The organism is Rhizobium sp. WW_1 (assembly GCF_003610155.1).
In the GTDB taxonomy this organism is placed as follows: domain Bacteria; phylum Pseudomonadota; class Alphaproteobacteria; order Rhizobiales; family Rhizobiaceae; genus Rhizobium; species Rhizobium tropici_A.
Map to the genome: position 1 here is coordinate 33,739 of NZ_RAIN01000028.1, position 18,819 is coordinate 52,557.

Below are 18,819 nucleotides of genomic sequence, written 5' to 3' on the forward strand. Positions count from 1 at the left end.
GCCGAGCAATATCATCACCGGAGAGGTCGACATCGGCCAGAAGCGGCTCCAGCCTGGCCCGCCCGAGCGTGATTTCCCGCAAGCCCGACGCCGTGATGGAACAGACCCGCCATCCGCTCCTTGGCTGGGCCGAAACGAAACCCTTGTGCGCCAACCGACTGAGTGCGGACCGAACAACCCCACGACCGATCCGATAGGTATCGCAAAGGACCTGCTCGGAGAGCCGCTCACCCGGAGAAAACTCACCGAGCTTGATCGCATCCCGAATCCTTTCCTCGGCGAGGGCAACGAGATCACCGGAACGTTGGACAAGAAAGGGACTTTGATGATCGAGCATATTGTGAAACTAACATCTCAGTTATTGAAACTGAAGTATCAAATATCCTATTCCTTATCATTTTTATAGAGAATTTTTGCACGCCTCGCCGCTTGCCGGGTTCCAAATTGCAAGGAGTGTCGGAAAATGAGAGATGATCGACTGAAACTCGGCAATCAAAACCAGTAGCAAATAGCGCTACGCCAAGTGTCGATTCGTATCGGGTCGACTGCCATCAATCCCGCTATTCAGGCATCCTCCTCAGGAGAATGTAAGCCCAAGGCCTTCTTCCACGAATAGGCCGGCTTCCCTTCCAACTTTATCAGAAGCGGCCCGCGCCATACCACCATCATGAGGATGACTGGGCCACCTAACGAGCTCAAAATCTTAGTTACTTCATTTTACGGGAGTGATGGTAACCACTGCGAGCATTCATACCACTTCCCCTCGATACTGACGCGCGTGCGCCAAGCGGGAGGACGGCGGACTCGCCTTCCAATCATTACGTTCTTGATGGGAACCGACTTGAAAACCAGCTCCACAGTCAAGTTCCTGATTACCAAAAGCTGCGATTTTGACGCCATTTTGGACCGCACCGAATAGCCAGTTCGAATGCATCTCGTTCCATTGAAGGATCGCAGTTATGGACTACGCGGTTTGCTTCGGCCGCCAGCGCAGCAGATAGGCTTCGAGCGCATAGGCGAGACGGTTAAGGGTAAAGCCGACGAGGCCAAGCACGAGAACTCCAACCATGACCAGCGCCATGTCGAACCGCTCGCGACCGGCAATGACCAGACCGCCGACACCCGGGCCGACGGCCAGAAAATACTCCGCACCCACAGTTGCGAGCCAGGCATAGATCAAACCCAGATGAATGCCGGTCGCGATCGACGGCATTGCTGAGGGAATATAGATCCGCAGTGCCTTCTGGCGCGCATTGAACTTCAACGCGCGCGCGACCTCAAGCAGTTCGGGCGGCGCTTCGCGCATGCCGTCATAGGTGTTGAGGACGATGGGAATGAAGGCGGCCAGCGCGACGAAGACGATCTTTGCCTGCTCGCCGAACCAGAGCCATTGTGGGTGAACTGATGAGTGAGCAAGTCCTGACCTCGGCCGAAAGTCTTAAAGACAGGGCGCGCGCTGCGCTGGGTCACAGCAATCTCGTCCTCGTCGGGCTGATGGGAGTTGGAAAGTCCTCGATCGGCCGGCCCGTCGCACACCAGCTCGGCATTCCCTTCGTCGATACCGATGTCGAAATCGAGCGCGTCTCGCGCATGACGATCACCGAACTATTCGCTGCCTATGGTGAGGTGGAGTTCCGAGCGCTGGAAACGCGGGTCATCACGCGTCTCCTCAAGGGCGGCCCGCGTGTCGTCTCGACGGGCGGCGGTACCTTCATCAACGACAGCACGCGCATGCATGTGAAGCGCGGCAGCCTCTCGGTTTGGCTCAAGGCCGATCTCGACGTGCTTTGGGACCGGGTCAACAAACATGGCGAGCGGCCGCTGCTCAAGAGCGAGAACCCGAAAGAGACCCTCGAGAACCTGATGAATGCGCGCTATCCGATCTATGCGGAGGCTGATATCACCGTTCTCTCTCGCGATGTCAACAAGGATATTATAGTCAAGGAAGTCCTGGCCGCCATCGCCGATGGAAAAACAGCAGAAAGCAAAATGCGATGAATACATCTTAGCTTAGGTGCTCGTGCGAGATGTGAACTTGTTTCCCGACGGAAGACGTTGCAAGGCTGTTGTGGTCATTTCCTTGAGGCCAAATGAAGACGTAGAGCGTTTGGACGGCCCGAAAGGGATTGGTGCGGTGGCTCCTGAGTGAGGCAGCTCTCAATTATCCTGAAGGCATTGCTAGGTTCAACCTGCGCACTACTGATCGTAAATACGATGCTGCGCCCGATCATCAGGTGTTGGAGCTCGTGATCGGGCAGGCTCGATTGCAGGACTAACGTTGGGGACACTTCAGGCATCGCCTGCGGCATCCTTTTCAGAAGCGCGCATCAGTCAGGCTACCGGCGCTATCACACGGAGTCACATTCTCGACCGTCGATTGAACGCGGATTTGAGCCCCCCAACTTGTCCAGACCGCTATCGCTTTCGGGGTAAAATCTCACTCTCTCCTGGGCCTGCCTATTTCCGTACAGGCACGCGGTCGAGGTCGACGTCGGATTTTCCGTGGCCTGCCGTCAAGGCAAAGCTCCCCGATGCGTCGTGCCGAGTGGGTGATGATTTTGCCACAATCTCTCTCCTTATACCGCGTCTGGTTGATGAATGGACTTCACTTCGAGAAAGTCCTCAAGTCCCAAGATGCCGCCCTCGCGGCCGTTGCCCGACTGTTTATAGCCGCCAAAGGGGCTGCCATAGCGATGCGGCCCGCCATTGATGTGGACCATGCCGGCTCTAAGCCGCGACGCGACACGCTCGGCGCGGTCAGGATTGTTGGTCTGGATATAGGCCGCAAGACCATAATTGGTATCGTTGGCGATAGCGATTGCTTCTTCTTCGGTCTCGAACGGCATGATGGTAAGCACTGGCCCAAATACCTCCTCCCGGGCGATGCGCATATTATTGTCAACATCGATGAAGATCGTCGGCTTGACGAAATAACCAGTTTCGAAACCCTCCGGTCTTCCCGTTCCGCCGACCAGAACTCGCGCGCCGTCGGCGATCCCTGCCTCGATAAGGGCTTGAACCCGACCGAACTGTACCTCGCTGACAAGTGGGCCGATATGACAGCCTTCCTGTGCCGGATCTCCCACCTTTGCCGCGCGCCCGATCCGCTCGGCGATCTCAATCGCCTTGGCATATACCGATTTCTGGACCAGCAAACGCGTCGGTGCATCGCAGGACTGACCGGAATTGTTGAAGCATTCCAGCACGCTGCCAGCGACGCGGTCCTCAAGATCAGCATCCTCGAAAACAAGGTTGGGAGATTTGCCGCCAAGTTCCAGTGTCACGCGCTTGACCGTGTCGGCAGCGTCCTTGCTGACAGCGATACCGGCGCGTGTGGAGCCGGTGAAAGATACCATGTCAATGTCTTGGTGCCGCGAAAGTGCTGCGCCCACATCGAGCCCATTGCCGTTGACCAGGTTGAATACGCCGGCCGGGAAACCGGCCTCATCAATCATCTCGGCATAGAGCATCGCATTGAGTGGCGTGAACTCGCTCGGTTTCAGTACACAGGTTGAACCGGTCGCCAAGGCAGGCACGACCTTCAGTGCGATTTGATTGATCGGCCAATTCCAAGGTGTGATCAGGCCGCAGACGCCGATCGGCTCACGCAACAACACATCACCGTTCGGCAGCACCTCGCGCATGGAAAGACGCTTCAGCGCATCGATGAAACCCTGTAGATGGCCAACACCGACATCGGCCTGCTGTTCGCGGCTCATGGTGATCGGGGCACCGAGTTCGAGCGTGATGGTCCGTGCCATCTCCTCGTAGCGACGCTTGTAGATCGCAAGCAGCCTCTCCAAGAGTACTAGACGCTCCTCGATGCTGGTACGGCTGTAGGTGCCGGACGCCCTCTTGGCCGCTTCGACGGCCCGGTCGATATCGGCAGCCGTTCCCATCGAAATCACCGCTATAGGCGCTTCCGTCGCCGGGTTGAGTACCTCGAGGTCCCTGGTGGCAAGAGGAGCTACCCACTCGCCGTTTATAAAGAATTTCCGCTTGTCGAGCATTCATCCGTCTCCCGTCACATGGACTTCTGCTTGTTATCAAGCCAGTCGCTGATCACCTGACGGTATCGTTCGCCGCTGAAGCTTGGGAAATGCCCGCCATGCACGATGCGCGCGGGAAGCCTCAGCAGCCGTTCCATCGAAGCGAAATAGTCCGCGGCATTCGAATGATAGGTGTCCTCGATTAATGGCCCGTCATAGAGGATGTCGCCTGAAAACAGCGTAGCCGTTTTCGCCTCCCAGAGCGCGATGCCGCCTGGAGAATGGCCTGGCGTATGGACCACCTCGAAAATACGGTCGCCGAGATCGATGATGTCCCCGTCGTCGAGGATGCGCGTCGCCGTCGCCTTCTTGACCGCATAGCATTTCGAACAATAGGGCTCGGGCGGCAAGGCATCAAAGATCTCGTCGACAACATAAGGATCCGCAAGCGTGTTTTTCCGCGTCGGATTTGCCAGGAGATCCGCCTCGGCTGCATGCACGGCGCGGCATTCGAATTCGTGATGGCAGCCGATATGGTCGAAGTGCGTGTGGCTTGCCACTGCAATCAAGTCTCGTTCGCTCACGAGCGGCACCCATTCGCGCAAGGAGACGACACCCATGCCGCTGTCGACCAACATGTCGCGGTCGCGCCCCCTCACATGCCAGATATTGCAGCGATAGAACTCCTGAATGAAAGGTTCCGTGATCGCGGTGATGCCGTCCCCGATATGGCCCACGGCATACCATTTATCCGCAGCGACACGTTCCATCGGGTCAGCCTCCGCCGCCTTGCGCCGGCAAGGCTATGACATCCGCGGCATCAACGGCAAGCGCAATGCTTTGACCTTTCGCGATGCCCGCAGATTGCGGCATATGCGCGACGATTGCGATATCCGCCATGCCAGCGGACGTCAGGTGACAACGATAATGCGTACCGAAGAAGGCGCTGCCAACCGCGACGGCTTCGCCAAGCGTGGTGACGGTTTCGTTCGCCTCGCTCTCGCGGCGGAAATGCTCTGGCCTTATGCATAGTGTCACCCGCTGCTTTTCCTTGGGCGGACCGGCGGTAAAGTTCCGACGGGCAAGAACAATGTTTCCCAACGGTGTTTCGACCGATGCGCTCATCGAGTCCGCCACCTTGACCGCTCCGGGGATGAAGTTCGCTTCGCCCATGAAGCCAGCGGAAAATAGCGAACGAGGGCGCATGTAGATCTCAGCGGGCGGACCGAAATCCTCGATGCGCCCCTGGTTCATCACGACGATTCGGTCGGCGACCGCCATGGCCTCCTCCTGATCGTGGGTCACATGGACGAATGTGGTGCCAACCCGCCTCTGAATCGCCTTCAACTCATCCTGCATTTGGCGACGGAGTTTGAGATCGAGAGCGCCGAGAGGTTCATCCAGCAGCAACACATCAGGATCGACGGCAAGAGCTCTTGCAAGCGCTACACGCTGGCGTTGGCCGCCGGACAACTCGTGCGGCTTCTTTTCCGTTGCAGCCTTCAACCCCACCAGATCGAGGAAGTCGCGTGCTCGTTCTTCTCGCGCGGCTTTGGCCACCCCACGCATTCTGAGCCCGAAGCCGACATTGTCCTTGAGCTTCATATGCGGAAACAGTGCGTAGTCCTGAAACATTGTCGTCGTCGGCCGCTTTGCCGGAGGGACGTTCGTCATCTCCTTGCCGCCGATCTCGATGCGGCCCTTCGTGGGAGAAAGAAAGCCGCCGAGGATCGATAAAAGCGTGGTCTTGCCACAGCCCGAAGGGCCAAGCAGTACAATGAATTCACCGGCCTCTATATCTAGAGAGACATCGTCGAGCGCGGTAAAGGCGCCGAAGGTCTTGGTGGTATTTGCGATCGAAACCGAAGCGGTCATGATTTCTTGGTCCTTCCGAAAAGGCACAACTCCAGCACGATCAGCACCGTGACGGAAACGAGGAACACCAGCGAACCGATGGCATTGGTCTTCGGATTGAGGCCGGAGCGAAGCAGACTCCAGATCTCGACGGGCAAAGTGACGTCAAAGCGCGATAGCAGGAAAGCGATAATGAATTCGTCCCAGCTGAAGGTTACCGAGAGGAAGAAGGATGCAAGCAGCGAAGGCAAGAGCATCGGCGCGGTTACAAGCGCCATGACCTTGAAATCATTCGCGCCGAGATCGCGCGCGGCACGCTCGATGTTGATGTGGTGGTCGCCCATCGACGAATAAATGATGGCGAAGCAGAGCGGCAGGTTGATCACCACATGCCCAATACCGACAGTCCAAAGTGAAAGCCCGATTCCGAGGGCGTTGAGCACAGTGAGTAACCCTAGCGCGATGATCAGATAGCTTACTGTCATCGGCGCAATCAGAAGCCCGCGCTGCAGCGCCGAGCCGGGCAATTTGTATCGCGCGAGCGCATAGGCGGCGAGAAAGCCAAGCAGACAGGCAATCAGCGAGGAAATGGTAGCCACCATGAAGGAATTCAAAAGCGCCGCCATCAGCTTACGGTCGGCAAAAACCGCCTCATACCATTGCAGCGAAAAGCCGTTGAATGGCGGTACCGGCAGGCGGCCGTCCTGGAAGGAGAAAAGGACGAGGACAACGACCGGTAGGAAGATGAAGCCGAAGATCAGCGCGGCATAGACCCAGGATGCGATGGTTGCGAGCGGATTGCGTGTCATCATGCCCTCTCGATCTTCAACCAACGGGCGCAGGCGATATAGGCCAAGGTCACGACCAGCATCAGAATGATCGACAGCGCCGCAGCCATTGGGAAATCGGCGCGGCGACCGAGTTGCAGCATGATGATCTGTGGCAGGACCAACTCATTGTTGCCGCCAAGGATCTGCGGTGTGACGTAGTCGCCGATACACAGCACGAAGGTCAGGAATGCCCCCGTCATGATGCCAGGCATCGTCAACGGCAGCACGACGTGCCAGAAGGTTTGAAGACCGTTGGCGCCTAGGTCTGCCGCTGCGCGCCGATAGTTCGGCGACAGCTGGACGAGATTGGCATAGATCGTCAGCGTCAGCAGCATCACGAAGAAATGGACAAAACCGATGACGGTCGCAGTGCGGTTGCTGGCAAGCTCCAGCGGTTCGCTGATCAGCCCGCTCTGCATGAGCGCCTGATTGATGACTCCGTTTCGCGAAAGCACCAGGAGCCAGGAATAGGATCTCACGACGTAAGACGTCCAGAATGGCAAAACCGCCATGATGAGTGCCGTTCGCTGAAAGCGCTGCGGCACGCGCTCGGCGATGATCCAAGCAAGCGGATAAGCGAGCAGCACCGAAAGTACCGTGACGACGGCGGTGATCTCAAGCGAATTGGTTAGCCCCTTGAACATCGCGTCCTTTTCGAAGAAGGCGATGTAGTTGCCGAGATTCCAGACGCGAACGATCGAGCCGCCTTGCTGCGCCCAGAGGCTCATGGCCACCATGAACAGAAACGGCGCAACGAAAAAGACAAGTGTCCAGACAAGCGCCGGGGCGACGAAACCCCAGGCCTTGCGGCGTTCTTTATGCTCAAGGGAAAGGACGGCCATGGGCCAAGGCTCCATCTAGCTTAGCTCTTAATCCGGCTTGCCGGCCACCTTCCCATCATTCACGAGGAAAGGGGTGTTAGGCGGCAACCGCTACTCCTCCACCTGAATGGTGGAGGGTTGGAATAACGGGCAAATGCGGTCTCTGCTTGCGCGGCAATGCGTCACTTCTGCAGCATCTCCGTCCAGGCATCCTGCATCTTCGCGTCGAGTTCCGGTGTCGGAATGGGATAGAGCTGCGTCTTCTTCAGGTAATCTGCCTGCTCGTTCCAGCGCAACGATGTCTTCTGCTCATCCGTGAGCAGCGCACCTGCCTTCTGGTTTGCCGGCATCGCCCAATAGCACGACGCTGTCGCCAGATGCGACTGGCCTTCAGGGCTGAGAATATATTGCACGAACTTCAGTGCCAGGTCCTTCTTCTTGGAATCCTGCATGACGCCGATGGACTGTGCCCAACGGACCGCACCCTGATCAGGAATAACCCAGTCCAGATTGGGCTTGTCCTTCATCAATCCGGCAGTCAGCCATTCGCCGCCACCAAAGACGATATCGACATCGCCGGTCGCAAGTGCCGTCTGCGAGGACACGACGTCGCTGATCTGCTTGGCATTCTTCTTGAGGTCGAAGAGTTTATCCTTGATTGCCGGTAGGTCGGCATCCGTCAGATCGGCGGTCGCCTTGCCGAGCGCAATTCCAGTCAACCCAATCATTGGCAGATAGTAGTCGTATACGGCAATCCGGCCCTTGTACTTCACCGACCAGAGCTTGGTCATGTCCTTCATATCAGCCGGATCGACCTTGGTCTTGTCGTAGGAGATCGTGTTGTAGCCGAATTTTTCAGTGACGGCATAGGTCTTGCCACCCCGCGTATTATTGGCCTGCATGCGGACTTCTGGGAATATATCGGCCGTCGGCACGGCATCGGCCGGAATTTCAGCGAGGATGTTTTTATCGATGGCCCGTTGCACATCGACGCCGTCGATCACGAGAACATCCCAGTCTCCCGGACGCGACTGATCGATTATCGACAACCCAGCTCCCGTTCCCTCATATTCCTTCAGATTGACTTTGACGTTGTTTGCCTTCTCGAAAGGCTCGATCAGCGCCGGATCGGTATGATCGCACCAGACGAGCGCGTTCAGCTCTTCCTGCGCGAGGAGGGTCGTCGGCGACAAGGCGACCGAAACCGCTACAAGTGAAGGTGCTGCTGCGGAAGAAAGGAATCTGCGCGCAAACACCGCGCTCTGAAATGCGTTGTTCATCGTATTGCCCTCTGGTTGGCGACGCTCATCTCGGCGTCTTCACGAAAAAGATTGAATGAGTTCATTTTTTAAGTCAATATGAATTTTGAGGGCATTCATTATTTGAGAGATTCGAGAATGACAGGGCTGCGCGCAAAACAAAAGGCTGATCGAAATCGCCGTATTCTGGAAGCGGCAACCAGCCTCTTTCGCGAGGTTGGCTACGATAGCGCCCGCATTGAGGACATCGCCGAGCGGGCAGAGGTCTCGGTCGGCACCTTATATAATTACTACGAGAATAAGGGAGATGTCCTTGTTGCCGCAGTCTCGATGGAAGTCGAGGAGGTGCTGGAGTCCGGCAAGGCGATCGTCGAAAATCCGCCGCTCGGCACCTTCGAAGCGCTGCAGGCTCTCATCGACCAATACTACGATCATTCGCTTGTCTATCTGAACAAGGAAATGTGGCGCATCGCCATGGCAACGGCGATCCAGCAGCCTGAAAGTCCATTCAGTCGCCGCTACACCGACCTCGATAAAAGGCTTTGCGACCAGGTTTCGGTGCTGGTGCAAAAGCTGCAGTTGCGCGGTGCCGTCATGCCCGGCATAGATGCCGTCGCAGTCGGGCAGATGGCCTTCAACAACCTCAATATGATGTTCATCGAGTTCGTCAAAGACGAAGCCATGACACTCGAAATGCTCAAGGAACGCGTTGCGCGACAATACCGACCGCTCGCGCTTTTGATCAGCAGGACCGGAATTCAATAAAACGGGGAGATTTTGGATGGACCACCAGCAACATGGTGTTCTGGCTGCGGCCGATCGGCTTGTCGATGCATTTGCGCGGCATGATCGCGACGGCTATTTTGAAACATTCGCACCGCACGCGACCTTCATATTTCACAATCTGAACCGGCCGCTGAGGAGCCGTGCCGAATACGAGGCGGAATGGCAGCTTTGGGAAAGTCGCGATGGATTTCGTGTGGGCGGTTGCCGCTCCAGTGATCGTTACGTCCAGATCACCGGCTCGGTGGCGATTTTCACGCACAGTGTCGAAACCGATCTGACATTCAACGGCGAGGCATCGAAAAGCCTCGAGAGAGAAACGATCATCTTTGAGAAGCAGACGACGGGCGAGTGGCTGGCGATCCACGAACATCTCTCGCCTCTGCCCTGACGGCGTAAGAACAGGGCAGGTCCGACACGAGCGAGCGATGATGGGCATTAAGGTCGCGAATGCGACTTGGTTCGAAAGATTCGCTGCAGAGCGACAAAAGGGGATAAGACCATGGATGATTTGAAGAAGCATCTCGACGATCTGCGCGGTAAGTTTGCGGACAGCGCCGAATTTTTCGACCCAAGGTTCCGGCGGGTGGCCGAGAAGATTTTCAAGGGCGGTACGCGCGCGGCGCCTTATTCCGGCGTCTCGACATTTGCAAGCTTGCCCTACCGGGAGGTGAATTTTGCTGCCCCCGATTTTGGAGATCTGCAAGTCGCCGTCGTCGGCATCCCAATGGATCTCGGCGTCAGCAATCGGCCGGGATCAAGGTTTGGACCGCGGGCAGTACGCGGCATCGAGCGGATCGGACCTTATAATCACGTTCTGGATTGCGCCCCGGCATATGACCTGCGCGCCGCCGACATCGGCGATGTCCCGTTTTCGAGCCGATACCGCTTGGAGCAATGCCATGAGAATATCGAGGCGGCCATCACAAAGATTGTCGGGGCGGGCGTCATCCCGGTATCGGTCGGTGGTGATCACTCCATCACCCATCCGATCCTGAAAGCAGTCGGGGCGCAAGGGCCAGTCGGTCTTATCCATATCGACGCGCACTGCGATACCGGCGGTCCCTTCGATCAGAGCAAATTCCATCATGGCGGTCCGATGCGCAACGCCGTGCTGGACGGCGTTCTCGATCCGACCCGTACGGTCCAGATCGGAATTCGAGGTCCCTCCGAATATCTCTGGGAATTCTCCTATGAATCCGGGATGACCGTTATTCATGCCGAGGAGATTTCGGGCATTGGAATTCCGGCCATCATCGAGAAGGCTCGACACATTGTCGGTGACGGTCCGACCTATCTGTCCTTTGATATCGACAGCCTGGACCCGGCCTTTGCACCCGGCACCGGGACGCCTGAAATCGGCGGCCTCACCAGCCGAGAAGCCCTTGAACTGCTACGAGGTTTGAAGGGGATCAATCTGGTCGGCGGCGACGTGGTCGAAGTCGCGCCGCAATACGACAGCACCACCAACACCGCGCAGGCGGGAGCACAGGTCCTGTTCGAAATTCTAAGCCTGATGGTGTTCAGTCCTTCAGCCCGCAGATGCTGAAAAGCTGTTGTTACCTTGGTCGCGGGCATTTGATGACGATGCTCTCTAAGAATCTTGAGGCCAGGGCAACGTGACACGGGGAGAGCCTACTATCGTCAGCCAAATACCCCTTTGCATCAGAGCCGTCCCGAGGGAAGTTGATCCGGTGCTGACAGGTGGATCAAAATCTGAGATCAGATTGGCGGTTTGAGGATACAGCCAGGGTCTTGGGCCGCATCAGGATCAAGACGTCAACGCATGGCTCGATGATTACGGCGATCCTATCGATCATGCAGGTGCTTCTTAAGGAACGATCGGGTACGGTCATGGGTCGGCGTGTGCAGGATCTCCTGTGGCGCGCCCTCCTCGACGACCACCCCTCCATCCATGAAAACGATGCGATCGGCCACTTCGCCGGCAAAGCGCATTTCGTGGGTGACGATCAGCATCGTCATGTGCTCGGCTGCAAGCTGCTTCATGACGGCGTTGACTTCGTCGACGAGTTCCGGATCGAGCGCCGACGTCGCCTCGTCGAAGAGCATCACCTTCGGCTGCATGGCGAGCGCGCGGGCAATGGCGACACGCTGCTTCTGGCCGCCGGACAGCCGCGATGGATAGGCATCGACCTTGTCGGCCAGCCCCACCTTGGACAGGAGTTCCATCGCCAGTTCACGGGCGGCCTGTTTCGTCAGACCCTTGAGCTTGATGGGGCCAAGCGTGATGTTCTCAAGGACGGTCAGGTGCGGAAACAGATTGAAATGCTGGAACACCATGCCCATCTGCTGACGCACGGCATTGATGTGCCGCTCGAAAGCATTGCCCTTCAGCGCGCGATTGACCAGCTCGCCATCGAGCCAAACCTCGCCGCCGTTCAGCACCTCGAGATGATTGATCGACCGCAGAAGCGTGCTCTTGCCCGACCCGCTCGGGCCGATGATGGCGATGATCTGTCCGCGCGAGACGGAGAGGTCGATCCCCTTGAGCACTTCGAGCGCTCCGTATGCCTTGCGGGCACCCTTGACTTCGACCATGGGCTTAGCGGCGCTCATCGTGACATCTCCACCTTGTTTTCAAGAAATTGCAGTCCGGCTTCGAGGACGAGGTTTGCCACGTAGTAAATACCTGCAATGGTTAGATAAAATTCAAAGGGCGTATAGGTTTCGCTGATGGCGATCTGGGCACTGTAGACGAGTTCGGCGATACCGATGATGGACACGAGCGAGGTGTCCTTCAGAAGCACGATCAGATTGTTTCCGATCGGCGCAATCGTTTTGCGGAGCGCCTGCGGCACGATGATGTAACGCTGAGCCTGGCCGCGACTAAGGCCGATCGAACGCGCGCCCTCCATCTGACCGGGATCGACCGACAGGATGCCGGCGCGGAAAACATCGGCGTTGTAGACGGCGAAATGCAGGCTGAGGCCAATGATGCCGGCGCCAACAGCCGGAATATCGATGCCGATCTGCACGAGCCCGTAATAGATCAGGTACAATTGCAGCAGGAGCGGCGTCCCCATGAAAAGCCAGGTGAGGAACCGTATGGGAAAGGCTGCGATCGGGGGGGCGTAGAGAACGATCAGCGCGAAGGCAATGCCGAACACAAGGCTGACCACACTCGAACAGACGAACATGATAAGCGTCCAACAGAGACCGGTCATCAGAAGACCGAAATAGGGCGTTACGACGCTGAAATCGAGATTTTGCATATGGGCATCCTCACCTTGGCGCGAAATGCAGATCAAGGCGATCGACGAGGAACCGAACCGCATAGACCATGACGATGTAAATCGCGGCGGACACGGCGAAGATTTCGAAGGGCTTGTAGGTCGAGCTGATGAAGCGCTGAGCGGTGTAAGTTAGTTCGATAACCGAAATCGTCGATACCAGCGCCGATCCCTTGATCAAGGCAACGGCGTTCACGCCAAGCGGCCTGATCATCAGGCGTGCCGCCTGCGGCAGGGTTACCAGCCACAGCGTCTGCCCGCGGCCGAAACCGATCGAACGCGCTGCTTCCGCCTGCCCACGATCGACATTGATGATTGCGCCGCGAATGGACTCGGCCATGTAGGCGCCGATGTTCAGGGCAAGACCGATGACGCCGGCCGAATAGGGCTCAAGCTCCAGCCCGATTTGCGGACCACCGAAATAAAGGACGAACAGTTGCACTAGACAGGGCGTACCCCGAAACACACTGACATACGCCCGCGAAAGCCATCGAGCGACGAAGAAGTCCGACAACCGACCTGCCACCAGGACGACTGCGATGCAGAAACCAAGCAGGATAGCGAGGACGGAAATACTCAATGTCACCCACGCGGCCTCCAGAAAAAATGGGAGGACGCGCTGCATTAGCGCCAAATCCATAGAAACGCTCCGAAAACTCGTAACGAATGGGCCGGATCACTCCGGCCCAAGCTGAAATGCTGGTTAGCGAATATCGCTACCGATCCATTTCATCGAGATCTTTTCATAGGCGCCGTCGGCGAGCATCTCCTCGAGAACCTTCTGCATCTTTGCCTTGAGTTCCGGATTGTTCTTGCGGATCGCGATGCCGAGGGCAACGCGGCCGCCTTCGATGTTCGGCGTATCGAGAATGCGAATCTTCTGGCCGGTTTCCTTGACGGCGACCATGACCGGAACACTGTCCATCACGAGAGCGTTGATACGGCCGGCTTCGAGATCGACGAGCATCTCCGGAAGCCCCTTGTAGGAACGAACCGTCAGGTTGCCCTGAGCCTTCGCCCACTTTTCATGTGCGTCGCCGAGCGTGACGCCAACGATCTTGCCGTTGAGGTCTTCCAGCTTCTGGATGGAGGAGTCCGCCTTCACCACGATCGCTCTGCCAGCGTGATAGTAGGGGCCAACGAAGTCCACAGCCTTTTCGCGCTCCGGCGTGATTGTCATCGACGCGACGACGGCATCGTACTTCTTCGCCAGGAGGCCTGCGATGATCCCGTCGAAAGGCGTCGTGATGATCTTGGCCTTGAGACCCATGCGCTCGGCAATGGCTTCGCCGATCGAGGCGTCGAAGCCGACGACCTGGTTCTGATCGTTCGTGAAGCTGAACGGAGGATACTGGCCGCTCATGGCGACACGCAGTTCGCCCGAGTCCTTCAGGGTTGCCAGCTCGTCAGCGCGAGCATGCGTTAGGGAAAATGTTGCCGTGATCGCAACGGCAGCCGCAGCGATCAGATTTGTAAACTTATGCTTGAACACGTCAGTTTCCTCTGTTGGTATTTTGTTTCGTTTTGTCGGTTTCCCAGCAACCTTCACCGTCAGAGTTTTGCATAGCCATTTTTGGCAAGCACCAAGCAAGGTGTCAGCGTACCTGACACATTGCCGGAATTGGCCGACATTATGTCGCCCGATGCTTTTGCGGTACTCGCACCTGCCCCGCGAAGGCGAGGAACGGCGTCAGAATCAGATCGCTGCAAGCTTTGACAAGACCAATCGCACGGCCGCAATGGTTGCAGCAAATCACGCGCATATGCCGCTTGAAATACAAAGGGCCGCACCCCCGACCATCGCTGGAGCGGGAATGCGGCCCAATTGGCGGCCTGCCGATGCGTTATGGATTATTTCAACGCGGCTTCGAAACTTGCACTCAGGACATCGAGCAGATGATCGGCATTTGTCCGGTTGAAGATCATGGATGGCCGCATCTTCAGCACGTTGTCGTGCGGCCCTTCGGTTCCCATCAGAATGCCGCGTGCTCTCGCACCGTCATTGATCTTCCGGGCTAGGTCCGTGGCCGGCGCTTTGGTCTTGCGATCGGTGACCAGCTCTATTCCGAGGAAGAGGCCAAGGCCGCGCACATCGCCGATAATGTCGAAGCGATCCTGCATCTTGCGGAAACCATCGAGCAGATAGTTGCCAACATTGAAAGCATTCTCGCGCAACTTGTCCCGCTCGATCACATCCAGGACCGCCAATCCGACGGCGCAGGACACGGGATTGCCGGCAAAGGTGTTGAAATACTCCATGCCGTTGTTGAAGCTATCCGCAAGTTCCCGCGTCGTGACGATCGCCGACATCGGATGGCCGTTGCCGATCGGCTTGCCCATGGACACAACGTCCGGAACCACGCCCTGGGTTTCGAAAGCCCACCAATGGCTGCCGACGCGGCCGAAGCCGACCTGCACCTCATCGGCGAGGCAAAGACCGCCAGCCGCACGCACCATGGCGTAGACTTCCTTCAGATATCCATCCGGAAAGAAGACCTGACCGGCAACGCTCGGGATCGATTCAGCCATGAAGAATGCAGGAGCCCGCCCCTTCTTGCGCATGCCCTCGATCTGCTCGGCAACGCTTTCCGCAAAGCGCTTGCCATGTTCTTCGACCGGCCATTCTTCCGGAGCGCGATAGCTATCCGGAATGACTGCTTCATGGACATGCTCCGGACGTCCCTTGCCGCCCTTGCGCTTGTACTTGTACGGGCTGAGATCGATCAGCTCTTGCGTCGTGCCGTGATAGGCCCAGTCGACGACGATTGCGTCGTTGCGTCCGGTGTGGTTGCGCGCCATTCGAAGCATCAGGCTGTTGGCCTCGCTTCCCGAGCAGGCAAAGGATGCAACCGACAGACCTTCAGGCAATGTCGCCGTCAGCCGCTCGGCATACTCGACGATATTGTCGTGCAGGTAGCGCGTGTTGGTATTGAGCAGCCCGGCCTGACGGGACAGTGCTTCGACGACCTCGGGATGCGCATGCCCGAGATGGCAGACGTTGTTGAAGCAATCGAGATAGGCCCGGCCGTAATTGTCGATCAGCCAGACGCCATCGCCACGGACGAACTTGATCGGCTCGGAATAGGAGATAGAAAGATTGGGCAGCAACAATTCCTTGCGCTTGGCGATCAATTCCTCTCTCGTCCGGCCATGCTGAGAGAACGTTTCGGGCGGCAGGCCGGCGAGAGCCGACGCGTCCGGGAAAACTTCGGCCCATACGTCGAGATAGGCGGATTCACCGACGCCTAGAATCTCTGTCGCCGTCAGCGCGGTGTCGGTCGAAATCTGGAAGTGCAGATGAGGAGTCCAGCCGCCGTTTTCGTGAATATCGCCCATATAGCCGACGAGATCACCAGCTTCCAGGTGCTGACCCGGCTTCAGTCTGCCGAGCGCCTCATGCGCCATGTGGCCCCAAAGCGTGACGAAGGACGGGCAGCCATCGGGGGCATGTTCGAGCGAGATGAGGCCGCCATAGCCCAGTGGTTCATGTTCGATCTCGACACTTCTGACAGTACCTGCCACCGGAGCGTAAAGTGGCGTTCCGGCAGGCATGAACAGGTCGACGCCAAGGTGATGGATGCGTCGCTTGCCCTCGATGAACCGCGATTCAAAGGCCTTGTCGGTATAAACGGTTCTCTTCTCACCCCAGGAACCAACGCCGAGCTCTATCTTGTGCTCCTCGGCATAGTCCGTCCACCATTTGGTCGCTTCTTGCGGGCGTTGTTCAGCCGAGGCCACGGTCATGATATGCGATGCGTCGCCATAAGGGACGATCGCCTTGCTCATCGTGGCAGCTGCCGGGCGGACGATATCGGCAAAGCTCTTGCTGTTGTCGGCGATCCAATGGCGAACAGCGCCGGCGCCTTCGACTGCGTCGAAGCCGCACGCCTTGCGCAGAACTGCGGTAGCGAAACGCGGATTCATGCCATCCATCTTCTCAAGCAGACGCCATGCCGGCGCCTCGCTGATCGCCAGATAGGGATTGTCGCCGGTCTGCTCGTGACGGGAGGCGGAGAAGGTGACGCTCGTCACCAGACGCATGGCGATAAGGTCGAACAGGATGTCGATCTCTTCGGCCTGCAGCGGATATCTCTCGTGGAAGCCGGCGGCGAGAGCCGCGGCCGCACCGATCGGATCCTCCATGTCCAGGATCGAGTAGGCGCAGGCAATGGCCACTTCAGCGATGAGAACGGTGTGGACGGCATCGCCGAAATCGATAACACCTGAAATTCTCTGATTGTTGTGCTCGTCGACCAGCACATTCCAGTCATTGGCATCATTGTGGATGACCTGCGCGCGCAACCGCGAGAGCTTGGGCTCGACGAGAGTTTCAAAGCGCTCGATAAAGCGTTCGAGGATCGCCCGCCTTGCGCCGTCGCGGACAAAATGCAGACGAGACCGTGCCCGCGCCGCATGACGCAGATCCCAGTCAAGCTCGCGCAGAGCGCCCGGATGAATGAAGCCCTGGAGCGCTCGGTCAAGTTCACCAAGCGACCGGCCGAGGCTGCGCATCAACTCGATGGTTCTGCCAACCTCGGCAAGCGGCGTCCCGGCCAGCCAACCGACCAGACGCAACGCATGCGTCTCGCCATTCGCGGCCGTCGTGGACGCCAGAAAGTCGCCCGAGAGACTTGGCTTCAGATGAGGAACCACAAGCTCCGAATTGGCGCCGGCAAGATGATTGAGAAGCGCGGTCTGAAACTCGCTCTCGATCCTCGGCTCGCTGGAGTTGACGATCTTCAGGATCCAGCCAGCATCGACCTCCGTCTTCAATCGATAGTTGCGGTCGCGCTCGCTGTCGAGCGGCGACGCCTTGGCCGTGACGCCGAATATTTCCTTGGCGAGCCTTTCGGCATCTCCTGCAGACAGTTGAGGAGCCGGATGGGAGAGATCAGTCATAGTTGTTGTTTTTCCAAGCTATTTTTTCTTTCCGATAGCTTGGCACGCAATCGGTTTTCAGGCATCAAGTATCCTGCCGGATCAAGCAAGTATCCTGTCGGATCGAACCGGCACACTGTCGGAATGGGCCGACAGATGTCCGGCCTCAAAGCGAGAAGACCATGCGTGACCTTGACGCCAAAGATCGGGAAATACTCGAAATCCTGTCGAGGGAAGCACGCATTGCGGTCAAGACTCTCGCCGGACGGATCGGCCTGTCGAGAAGCGCAACGAGCGAACGTGTTACCAATCTCGAGCGAAGCGGCGTCATCAGGGGTTACCGCGCCGACATTGGTGAGATCGATGCCAATGTCATCCGAGCGATCCTTCTCGTCAGCCTTAAGCGCACGCCGGCACTCCACCTACTTGACCTGCTTGCGCGGCACACGGAGGTAAAGCGCGTTTCGTCGGTGAGCGGTCAGCTCGACCTGGTGGTAGAACTGGAGGCAGCATCGATCAACGACCTCAATCAGGTCCGCGACTTGATCGCCAGCCACGAGGCGGTGGAGGACATCACGACTGCGGTGGTATTAAGACGGGATATCGATCGCGAATCTCGGTAACTTAATGGCTGGAGCAATGGCGCCAGCGGTCCTTCCGTTACATGGCTGATGCGCACATCTGTTCATCTGCAACTAGCCAAGCCAACACGAACCGGTTCTGTCGCAAGACGGAATGGCAACCTATCTCCGGCATATGGCCGGCCGGATTGCATCATCATCGATGGCAGTCAGACCAATCACCAGGTGGTCATTTCCAGCGATACCGAAAACCGCCTGCGCGACCGATCGCGGCGTTCACTGAACTCGATCCGCATCCGCAGGCGCCAATATCTCAACAATCGGATCGAGCAGGACCATCGGCGCATCAAGCGCCGCATCCGGTCCATGCTCGGCTTCAAATCGACGGCAAGCGCTGAAATCACTCTCCGCTATCGAGATGGTCCACATGATGCGCAAGCGACAAGCGAGGTTCGCCGACAATCTACGTCCGTCAATCGTAAGCGCGAATTTCTGTGCGCCTTCTGAAGGGCGGTGCTCTGATGCATGAAGTTTCCACCCGAAATAGGTGGACACCAAATCATGGATGAAGAT

The 18,819-nt window shown here is 57.6% G+C and carries 16 protein-coding genes and 3 pseudogenes; 6 read left to right on the forward strand and 13 right to left on the reverse strand.

All coding sequences use genetic code 11. The features are described from left to right. Positions 1-163 precede the first annotated feature (163 nt). Positions 164-337, reverse strand: a pseudogene (locus tag BJ928_RS39615) (GntR family transcriptional regulator); the annotation flags it as partial. A 627-nt stretch (positions 338-964) separates the two neighbouring features. After that, positions 965-1,381 (reverse strand): annotated as a pseudogene (locus tag BJ928_RS36035) (ABC transporter permease subunit); the annotation flags it as partial. A 23-nt stretch (positions 1,382-1,404) separates the two neighbouring features. Here BJ928_RS36035 and BJ928_RS36040 point away from each other — a divergent pair. Continuing rightward, on the forward strand, positions 1,405-1,998 hold the full coding sequence (locus BJ928_RS36040) for a shikimate kinase (RefSeq protein ID WP_047634139.1): 594 nt from the start codon (positions 1,405-1,407) through the stop codon (positions 1,996-1,998). 578 nt (positions 1,999-2,576) lie between these two features. On the opposite strand, the gene BJ928_RS36045 is transcribed toward BJ928_RS36040, so the two are convergent. The 6 genes from BJ928_RS36045 to BJ928_RS36070 all read right to left on the reverse strand — a co-directional run bounded on the left by BJ928_RS36045 (position 2,577) and on the right by BJ928_RS36070 (position 8,774). Next, positions 2,577-4,010, reverse strand: a complete 1,434-nt coding sequence (locus BJ928_RS36045) for an aldehyde dehydrogenase family protein (protein ID WP_047634137.1) — start codon at positions 4,008-4,010, stop codon at positions 2,577-2,579. Between the two features lie 14 nt (positions 4,011-4,024). Then, positions 4,025-4,759: an MBL fold metallo-hydrolase gene (locus BJ928_RS36050; RefSeq protein ID WP_047634136.1), complete on the reverse strand. Its 735-nt coding sequence runs from the start codon at positions 4,757-4,759 to the stop codon at positions 4,025-4,027. A 4-nt stretch (positions 4,760-4,763) separates the two neighbouring features. After that, positions 4,764-5,864, reverse strand: coding sequence for an ABC transporter ATP-binding protein (locus BJ928_RS39860; protein WP_047634135.1), 1,101 nt, complete (start codon positions 5,862-5,864; stop codon positions 4,764-4,766). Next, positions 5,861-6,652 carry an ABC transporter permease gene (locus BJ928_RS36060; protein WP_047634253.1) on the reverse strand — a complete coding sequence of 264 codons (792 nt, stop codon included), beginning with the start codon at positions 6,650-6,652 and terminating at the stop codon, positions 5,861-5,863. The genes BJ928_RS39860 and BJ928_RS36060 overlap by 4 nt, the downstream gene beginning before the upstream one ends. Continuing rightward, complete coding sequence (locus tag BJ928_RS36065) at positions 6,652-7,515, reverse strand: ABC transporter permease (protein WP_047634134.1); 864 nt, start codon at positions 7,513-7,515, stop codon at positions 6,652-6,654. Before BJ928_RS36065 ends, BJ928_RS36060 begins: the two co-directional genes overlap by 1 nt. Positions 7,516-7,676: 161 nt before the next feature. Further along, complete coding sequence (locus BJ928_RS36070; RefSeq protein WP_047634133.1) at positions 7,677-8,774, reverse strand: spermidine/putrescine ABC transporter substrate-binding protein; 1,098 nt, start codon at positions 8,772-8,774, stop codon at positions 7,677-7,679. Between the two features lie 117 nt (positions 8,775-8,891). Here BJ928_RS36070 and BJ928_RS36075 point away from each other — a divergent pair, with 117 nt between their 5' ends. The 3 genes from BJ928_RS36075 to speB all read left to right on the forward strand — a co-directional run bounded on the left by BJ928_RS36075 (position 8,892) and on the right by speB (position 11,085). Beyond that, positions 8,892-9,518, forward strand: a complete 627-nt coding sequence (locus BJ928_RS36075) for a TetR/AcrR family transcriptional regulator (protein ID WP_047634132.1) — start codon at positions 8,892-8,894, stop codon at positions 9,516-9,518. Between the two features lie 16 nt (positions 9,519-9,534). After that, on the forward strand, positions 9,535-9,927 hold the full coding sequence (locus tag BJ928_RS36080; RefSeq protein WP_047634131.1) for a nuclear transport factor 2 family protein: 393 nt from the start codon (positions 9,535-9,537) through the stop codon (positions 9,925-9,927). Between the two features lie 111 nt (positions 9,928-10,038). Continuing rightward, the gene (gene speB / locus BJ928_RS36085; protein WP_047634130.1) at positions 10,039-11,085 is read left to right on the forward strand and encodes an agmatinase; all 1,047 of its coding nucleotides are present in this window, start codon (positions 10,039-10,041) and stop codon (positions 11,083-11,085) included. 260 nt (positions 11,086-11,345) lie between these two features. On the opposite strand, the gene BJ928_RS36090 is transcribed toward speB, so the two are convergent. The 5 genes from BJ928_RS36090 to BJ928_RS36110 all read right to left on the reverse strand — a co-directional run bounded on the left by BJ928_RS36090 (position 11,346) and on the right by BJ928_RS36110 (position 17,686). Next, entirely contained in the window at positions 11,346-12,113 is a 768-nt protein-coding gene (locus tag BJ928_RS36090; protein ID WP_047634129.1) for an amino acid ABC transporter ATP-binding protein, read from the reverse strand. Then, positions 12,110-12,769: an amino acid ABC transporter permease gene (locus BJ928_RS36095; protein WP_047634128.1), complete on the reverse strand. Its 660-nt coding sequence runs from the start codon at positions 12,767-12,769 to the stop codon at positions 12,110-12,112. Before BJ928_RS36095 ends, BJ928_RS36090 begins: the two co-directional genes overlap by 4 nt. A 10-nt stretch (positions 12,770-12,779) precedes the next feature. Continuing rightward, positions 12,780-13,427, reverse strand: a complete 648-nt coding sequence (locus BJ928_RS36100) for an amino acid ABC transporter permease (protein ID WP_047634126.1) — start codon at positions 13,425-13,427, stop codon at positions 12,780-12,782. Between the two features lie 63 nt (positions 13,428-13,490). After that, positions 13,491-14,279: an ABC transporter substrate-binding protein gene (locus tag BJ928_RS36105; protein ID WP_047634125.1), complete on the reverse strand. Its 789-nt coding sequence runs from the start codon at positions 14,277-14,279 to the stop codon at positions 13,491-13,493. Positions 14,280-14,638: 359 nt separating this feature from the next. Continuing rightward, on the reverse strand, positions 14,639-17,686 hold the full coding sequence (locus BJ928_RS36110; protein WP_047634124.1) for an aminotransferase class III-fold pyridoxal phosphate-dependent enzyme: 3,048 nt from the start codon (positions 17,684-17,686) through the stop codon (positions 14,639-14,641). Between the two features lie 161 nt (positions 17,687-17,847). Between BJ928_RS36110 and BJ928_RS36115 the strand changes: the two genes are divergently transcribed. Together BJ928_RS36115 and BJ928_RS39130 are read left to right on the forward strand one after the other, a co-directional pair. Next, the gene (locus BJ928_RS36115) at positions 17,848-18,288 is read left to right on the forward strand and encodes an Lrp/AsnC family transcriptional regulator (protein WP_047634123.1); all 441 of its coding nucleotides are present in this window, start codon (positions 17,848-17,850) and stop codon (positions 18,286-18,288) included. 132 nt (positions 18,289-18,420) lie between these two features. Continuing rightward, a pseudogene (locus BJ928_RS39130) lies at positions 18,421-18,775 on the forward strand (DDE-type integrase/transposase/recombinase); the annotation flags it as partial. Positions 18,776-18,819 lie beyond the last annotated feature (44 nt).